Source organism: Phenylobacterium sp., from assembly GCF_030693805.1.
Lineage (GTDB): Bacteria > Pseudomonadota > Alphaproteobacteria > Caulobacterales > Caulobacteraceae > Phenylobacterium.
In genome coordinates, this window is sequence record NZ_JAUXZW010000250.1 from 1 (window position 1) to 6,914 (window position 6,914).

The following is a 6,914-nucleotide window of genomic DNA, read 5'->3' on the forward strand; positions in this document are numbered from 1 at the left end:
CTGCAGGCGCTGGCCTCGCACGGCGCGCTGGATCGCGGCCTGCGCGTCCGCACTTTGGTGCTGCCGGACATCTTCCAGGAGCATGACAAACCCGAGGCGATGTACGCTGAAGCCGGCCTCGACGCCGAGGGCATCATGGCCGCCGCCCTGGTCGCACTAGGTGTCGACAACGCCGCCGCCGCGGGGCGGCGAGCTTAGGGACTTCCCGCGTCCTTCCCCCTCGCGCGAGCACCGGCTGCGAGAGGGTCGGGTGAGGGGTCGCTCAGAACTCAGAGTTTCTGAAGCGGCAAGCTATCCGCAGACGGCTCTCGACCCCTCATCAAGCTTGCATCCGCAGGCCACCTTCTCCCGCAAGGAGAGAAGGGGCCACGGAGCGCATCTAGTTCGCCTTGGGCTTGGCCATCTCGGCCATGAGCTCTTCCTTGCGGGCCTTCATGCGTTCGCCCATGGCGTCGAGGTCTTCGTCGCCCTTCTTGGCCTGGGCGAAGATGCCGCCCGGCTGTTCCTCTTCCTTGACGTGGTGCTTGATGTACTCGCCGAGCACCTTGACCTTGGCGTCGTAGTATTCCTCGGACGGCTGCATCGCCTCGATCTCGGCGATCAGCTTCTTGGCGCCGTCGTGCTCGACATAGGCCTCGTCCAGCATGTCGTCTTCGACCGCGCCGCGTACCTCGGGGTAGAAGATCTCTTCCTCGATCCGCGTGTGCACCTTCAGGGCCAGCGCGATCTTGTTGAACAACGCCAACTTTTCGGCGTCGGCTTCAAGCTGCTCGTACTCGTCGAACCAGGCGTCGACCTCGCGGTGGTCGGCCTTCAGCAGGGTGATGGCCAGCGGGTCGCGCCGACCGGTCCGGCGCGTGCGGCGCGCGGTCGTCTTCGCGGCTTTAGTCTTGGCGGTGGTGGCGGAAGTCGCCATGGATAGTGCCTCCCTCGGTAGATGTCTGCATGCGCCCCGTGGCGCGTAAGCCTTGCAAACACCCGCCCGGGGTGGCGGTTCCGTAGGTCCTTAGAAGGGCGTGAAGCGCTCGACGATCGATTGGCCGGCGGGTGTCTTTTGCACCCGGCTGATGTCGCCGCGACCACCGTAGCTGATCCGCGCCTCGGCGATCTGGGTATGGCGGATGGTGTTGGACGAGGTGATGTCCTCGGGCCGCACGATGCCGGCCACGGTGAGCTGGCGCAGTTCGGCGTTGGTGCGCACCTCCTGGGTGCCCTGGATCACCATGTTGCCGTTCGGCAGCACCGCGCTGACCACTGCGGCGATGGTCAGGCTGATCTTCTCCGAGCGCGTCACTGCGCCCGAGCCGGCGTTGGACGAGTTGGAGCCGGCGCCCACCGCGTTCGCCGGATCGAACCCGCCGGGGAACACCCGGCCGAGGCTGGATTCCAGGCCGAAGAAGTTGCTGACGCCGGCGTTGACCTCGGAGGTGCGTGAGCTCGACGTGGAGTTCGACGTCTTGGCGCTGTCGTCGATATCGATCTGCACGGTCAGGATGTCGCCGACCCGGCTGGCGCGCTGGTCGATGAAGAAGGCGCGTGCGCCCGCTCGCCACAGGGAGTTGGGGCCGGCGGGCGAGGGGCCCGGATCGCGGGCCGAGGCCAGGATCACTTCTTGGTTGCGGGGCACCAGGGCTGCGGGATAGCCGACGGGGGCCAGTTCGGGGCCGCGCACCGCTTCGGTCACGGTGGTGCAGGCGCCGAGCGGCGCCATGGCGAGGAGGGCGAGCAGGGAAAGACGCATGATGTGCCTCTAACGCAGGGCGTACTGGGGTGCGCGCTGGGCGCGGAAATCGTCGGCGGCGGGGCCGACCAAAGCCTGTCCCGGACCCGTGGCGACGGCTTGGATCACCTTCTTCGACGCCGGATTTAGGATCGAGACGGTGTCGCCGACGCCGCCCTGGGCGGTCGCTTTGCCGATCAGCGACAGGGATATGCCGCCGTTCTCGTAGGCCACGGTGACGGTGTCGCCTGCCTTGATCACCAGGGCGGCGGCGAGGTCGCGGGTGGAGACCAGGGCGCCGGCTCGCAACGGCCTGCGCGCGGCCATGCCGATCACCGCGGCCGGGTCGACCGGCGCGCCGGCCATGGCGGAGACGGCCTTGCCCCACACTAGGTCCTGCGGCTGTACGACGTCGCCGGCGTTGAAGTTGCGGGCGTAGGTCAGCACGTCGACGCCGCCTTTGGCCGCCGACGACTGCGCGGTCGCGCCGGAGCGCACGACGATGCGGCGGTAGCCCTCGGCGTTGGCCCAGTCGAGGCCGGCGCGACGGGCGGCGCCTTGCACGGCCACCGCGTCGAGCGTCAACGAGGCGCCGGGCTTGCCGGCCACGGGCGTCTTGGCCGCGGCGCCCGCGCCCTCGAACAGTTCGCCTAGGGTGACGACGCCGTCGTCGTCGAGTGGGTCGTTGCGCAAGCTGACCGCCTGGCCGGCGAAAGCCTGGCCGGAGACGAACGCGAGCGCCCCAGTAAGGATAAGAGCGCGGATCATCTATTTGATCTGGCTCGAAACCGACAGCATCTCGTCGGCGGTGGAGATCACCTTGGAATTCATCTCGTACGCCCGCTGGGCGATGATCAGGGCGCTGATCTCGGCCACGGAATCGACGTTCGAGGCCTCGGTATAGCCCTGCAGCAGGGTGCCGATGCCGGCGGTCCCGGGGGATCCGGTGGTGGCTGGGCCGGACGCGGCGGTCTCGTGGAACAGGTTGTCGCCTAGGGCGTCGAGGCCGGCTTCATTGACGAAGGTCGCCAGCTCGATCTGGCCGACCACCTGGGGCGCGGTCTGCCCTGCCTGGATGGCTTGGACTTGTCCGTCCTTGGAGATCGACACGGCGGTCGCATCCGACGGCACGGTGATCGCTGGCTCGATCAGATAGCCGTCCTCGGTGACGAGCTGGCCCTGGTCGTTGGTCGAGAGGTTGCCGGCGCGGGTGTAGGCGATCTCGCCGGACGGCATCTGCACCTGCAGGAAGCCGCGGCCGTTGATCGCCAGGTCGTACTGGTTGTCGGTACGGGTCATCGAACCCTGGGTGGTGATCCGGTAGACCGAGCCGGCCTTCACGCCGCCGCCCACCTGCACGCCGGTGGGCACGATGGTGCCCTGGTCCGACGACTGCGCGCCCGGCGTCTCCAGCGTCTGGTAGAGCAGGTCCTGGAACTCGGCCCGCTGACGCTTGAAGCCGATCGTATTCATGTTGGCGATGTTGTTCGAGATGACCTCGACGTTCAGCTGCTGGGCGGCCATGCCCGTGGCTGCGGTGCGAAGAGCCTGCATGAACTTTGACTTTCCTTACTGGATCCGACCCATCCGCTCGACCGAGCGGCGGGACAGTTCGGCTTCGTTCTCCATCATCCGGGTGATGGACTCGTAGGCGCGGCTGATCTCGATCAGCCGGTTCATCTCGATGACGGGTTTGACATTGGAGGCCTCCAGCATGCCCTGGCGCACCTTGGCGTCAGTCGCCGCCTGGGGTTGGAGGTTCGAGTTGTTCTTCAGCAGGTTGTCGCCGACCTTCTCAAGCACCGAGAGTTCGTCGAAGGACACCGCGCCGACCTTGCCGACGCGCTCGGCGCCCTGGCTCATCGCGCCGTCGGCGGCGATGGTCATCAGGCCCTTCTGCGGATCGACCACGATTTCGCCGCCGCCTTCGTCCAGCAGGGCGTCGCCCTGTTGGGTGACGATGCGTCCGCGATCGTCGAGCATGAAGCGGCCGTCGCGGGTGTAGCGTTCGCCGTCGGCCGTGGAGATCTTGAAGAAGCCCTTTCCCTCGATCGCCAGGTCAAAACTGCCCCCCGTCTGGCGCAGCGAGCCCTGGGTGAAATCGCGCGCCACGCCGTGGGCCATGACGAATTTCACCGGCCGCGGCCCTTGCGCGGTGACCGCCGGGGCGCGGGGCTCGGTCTTGGCCATCAGGCTCTCCACCTTGAAGCCGGTGGTGTCCATGTTGGCGATGTTGTTGGCGGTGATATCGAGCTCGCGTCGCAGCAGCATCTGCCGCGAGAGTCCGACGTAGAGCGCGTTGTCCATCGTTAGGCCTGGCTGAGGGTAAGCTGCGACACTTTCACGAGCCAAAAGCCTGCAACCTTTAGGCCAACCAGAAAGATCAATAAAAACAATCTGAAAGAAGGTTAATTCGCGCCGCTCGGCCGAATTTGCCGGGCAAGTCAGGGCGCACGTTAACGTCCGTTAAAAACCGATCCTTAACCAAGCAGGGTCGATGGGGGAGGAGCCAAGAATCTAAGGAACGCGCGCGTGGCCAAGGACAAGGTCAAGGAAGCCCCGGAAGAGGCCGCCCCCGAGGGGGAGGACGGCGAGGCTGCGCCTGGCAAAAGGAAGCTGCCGCTGAAGATGCTGATCATCGCCGGCGCGGCCGCGCTGGTGGTGCTGGGCGGCGGCGGCACGGCGGCCTTCGTGTTCCTAAAACCCAAGCCCGACGCGGCCCATGCCGAGGACGCGAAGAATCACGGCAAGGACAAGAAAAAAGACAAAGAGAAGGGCGGCCACGGCGAGAAGAAGGGCGAGGGCGGCGGCGCGGAGGTCAAGGAAGGCCCGGACGGCGTGCTGTTCTACACCCTGCCCGACGTGGTGGTGAACATGCAGACCGCCGAGGGGCGACCCACGTTCCTGAAGCTCAAGCTGACCCTGGAGCTCCCCGACCAGGAGACCGTCGACGAGCTGGATCCGAACATGCCGAGGCTGCAGGACATGTTCCAGACCTTCCTGCGCGAACTGCGGCCCGAGGACCTGTCGGGCAGCCAAGGCAGCTACCAGCTGCGCATGGAGATCCTGCGCCGCGTCAATCTGGTGATCGCGCCCGGCAAGGCGAACGCCGTGCTTATCGAGGAGATGCTGATCAACTAGGGGCCCGAAAGGGCGCCTGGGCGGCGAACACGCATGGCCGAGAACACCGACATCGACGACGCTGCCATCACCACCGCGGATGATGCGGGGCCGAGCGCGTGGGAGAACGCCGAGGCTGACGACAACGGCGCGGGCGAGCGGATCCTGAACCAGGACGAGATCGACAGCCTGCTGGGCTTCGACCTGTCCGACGACGAAGCGGCAGAGCGCACCGGCATCCGGGCGATCATCAACTCGGCGCTGGTCTCGTACGAACGCCTGCCGATGCTGGAGATCGTCTTCGACCGCCTGGTGCGGTACATGACGACGTCCTTGCGCAACTTCACCTCCGACAACGTCGAGGTGAGCCTCGACAACATCTCCTCTATCCGCTTCGGCGACTATCTGAACTCCATCCCGCTGCCGGCCATCCTCTCGGTGTTCAAGGCCGAGGAACTGGAGAACTACGGCCTGCTGACCGTGGATTCGAACCTGATCTATTCGATCGTCGACGTACTGTTGGGCGGGCGTCGTGGCACCGCCGCCATGCGCATCGAGGGCCGCCCCTACACCACCATCGAACGCGTGCTGGTGCAGCGGATGGTCGAGGTGGTGCTGGCCGATGCGCGCGCCGCCTTCGAGCCGCTGACGCCGGTGAACTTCACCCTCGACCGGCTGGAGACCAACCCGCGTTTCGCCGCCATCGCCCGGCCGGCCAACGCCGCCATCCTGGTCAAGCTGCGTATCGACATGGAAGACCGCGGCGGGCGCATCGAGCTGCTGCTGCCGTATGCGACGCTCGAGCCGATCCGCAAGATGCTGCTGCAGCAGTTCATGGGCGAGAAGTTCGGGCGCGACAACATCTGGGAGGGCCACCTGGCCACCGAGCTGTGGTCGACCAAACTCGAGGTCCGCGCCGTGCTGGACGAAAAGCAGATCAGCCTGAAGGAAGTGCTGAACCTGCAGGTCGGCCAGACCGTGCTGTTGAACGCCACCCCCGACAGCCTGATCGAGCTGCGCGCCGGTTCGGTGCCGCTGACGCATGGCCGCATGGGCCGCCGCAACCAGAGTATCGCCATCCGCGTCGAGGCGCCGCTGACGTCCAGCGCGCGTGAAGCCATCCAGAGGTCGAAATGAGCATCATCGCCATCGGACTGAACCTCCTGCTGGCCAGCCTGCTGGCCGCGAGCCTGGTGCTGGGATGGCGCCTCAACCGCCGCCTGCGCGCGCTGCGCGACAGCCAGGAGGGTTTCGCCAAGGCCGTGGCCGAACTGGATCAGGCCGCCCGCCGCGCCGAGACGGGACTGGCCAGCCTGCGCGCCGCAACCGACGAAGCGACTGAGGCCCTGGCCGACCGCATCGACAAGGCCCGCGTGCTCACCGCCAAGCTGGAGCGCCTGACCGCCCAGGCCCCGCAAGGCGCGACTGCGCGCGACGAGACGCCGCCGCTGGAACTCAACATCGCCGTCGAACGCAGCAGCGAGGGCCGTCTGGGCGCGCTGCTGTCGGCAGCCCGCCAGGGCAAGCCACGGCTCGCCCGCGTCGCCGACCTGCCGATCAGCCGTGAGCAGGCGCTGGCCCGAGGCGTCGCCCAGCTAGACGACGACCTGTTCGAACCCGCCAGCAGCCGCAGCCCCCTGCGAGGCCGTCAATGAAGCCGATCCCCCGCATCCTGCCGCTGGCCGGCATCGCCATCGGCGGCGTGCTGGCCATCAACGCGCTGTCCGGCGCGCGCGACCTGCCGGACCTGTTGAGCGGCGCCAAGGCGTTCGCCGAGCAGGCGGCCAAGCCCGAGAAGGGCGCCAAGGCTGATTCGAAGGACAAGGCTGAGAAAGCCGACGCGGCCTTGGACGCCGCCAAGGATATCGCCGCCAAGGCGGCGCTTCCACCGGCCAGCATCAAGCCGGGCGCGGTCTGCGCGCCCACCGCCGCAGAACTGGCCAAGGAAGCCGGACTGTCGCCCGCGGAACTGCAGGTCCTGCAAAGCCTGGGGGCGCGCCGCGGCCAGCTCGACAGCCGCGAGCAGCAGCTCGACGTGCAACTTGCGCTGCTGGCGGCGGCCGAGAGCAAGCTG

The 6,914-nt window shown here is 67.2% G+C and carries 8 protein-coding genes and 2 pseudogenes; 5 read left to right on the forward strand and 5 right to left on the reverse strand.

The genetic code is table 11. The annotated features are described in order from the left end of the window. Positions 1-198: pseudogene (locus tag Q8M88_RS09620) on the forward strand (1-deoxy-D-xylulose-5-phosphate synthase); the annotation flags it as partial. Between the two features lie 181 nt (positions 199-379). Here the strand turns inward: Q8M88_RS09620 and Q8M88_RS09625 are convergent. The 5 genes from Q8M88_RS09625 to flgF all read right to left on the reverse strand — a co-directional run bounded on the left by Q8M88_RS09625 (position 380) and on the right by flgF (position 4,027). Continuing rightward, entirely contained in the window at positions 380-916 is a 537-nt protein-coding gene (locus tag Q8M88_RS09625; protein ID WP_305596777.1) for a hemerythrin domain-containing protein, read from the reverse strand. 90 nt (positions 917-1,006) lie between these two features. Then, positions 1,007-1,741 (reverse strand): flagellar basal body L-ring protein FlgH, encoded by a 735-nt coding sequence (gene flgH / locus Q8M88_RS09630; protein WP_305596779.1) that lies wholly within the window; start codon positions 1,739-1,741, stop codon positions 1,007-1,009. Between the two features lie 9 nt (positions 1,742-1,750). Further along, positions 1,751-2,485: a flagellar basal body P-ring formation chaperone FlgA gene (gene flgA, locus Q8M88_RS09635; RefSeq protein ID WP_371132663.1), complete on the reverse strand. Its 735-nt coding sequence runs from the start codon at positions 2,483-2,485 to the stop codon at positions 1,751-1,753. Positions 2,486-2,488: 3 nt separating this feature from the next. Continuing rightward, positions 2,489-3,274 carry a flagellar basal-body rod protein FlgG gene (flgG, locus tag Q8M88_RS09640; protein WP_305596783.1) on the reverse strand — a complete coding sequence of 262 codons (786 nt, stop codon included), beginning with the start codon at positions 3,272-3,274 and terminating at the stop codon, positions 2,489-2,491. A gap of 15 nt (positions 3,275-3,289) precedes the next feature. After that, positions 3,290-4,027, reverse strand: coding sequence for a flagellar basal-body rod protein FlgF (gene flgF / locus Q8M88_RS09645; protein WP_305596785.1), 738 nt, complete (start codon positions 4,025-4,027; stop codon positions 3,290-3,292). Positions 4,028-4,252: 225 nt separating this feature from the next. Between flgF and Q8M88_RS09650 the strand changes: the two genes are divergently transcribed. The 4 genes and pseudogenes from Q8M88_RS09650 to Q8M88_RS09665 all read left to right on the forward strand — a co-directional run. Then, positions 4,253-4,861 (forward strand): flagellar basal body-associated FliL family protein, encoded by a 609-nt coding sequence (locus Q8M88_RS09650; RefSeq protein WP_305596787.1) that lies wholly within the window; start codon positions 4,253-4,255, stop codon positions 4,859-4,861. A gap of 33 nt (positions 4,862-4,894) precedes the next feature. Further along, on the forward strand, positions 4,895-5,977 hold the full coding sequence (gene fliM, locus Q8M88_RS09655; protein WP_305596789.1) for a flagellar motor switch protein FliM: 1,083 nt from the start codon (positions 4,895-4,897) through the stop codon (positions 5,975-5,977). Continuing rightward, positions 5,974-6,495, forward strand: a complete 522-nt coding sequence (locus Q8M88_RS09660) for a DUF6468 domain-containing protein (protein ID WP_305596791.1) — start codon at positions 5,974-5,976, stop codon at positions 6,493-6,495. The genes fliM and Q8M88_RS09660 overlap by 4 nt, the downstream gene beginning before the upstream one ends. Further along, positions 6,492-6,914, forward strand: a pseudogene (locus Q8M88_RS09665) (hypothetical protein); the annotation flags it as partial. The gene Q8M88_RS09660 and the pseudogene Q8M88_RS09665, both read left to right, overlap by 4 nt.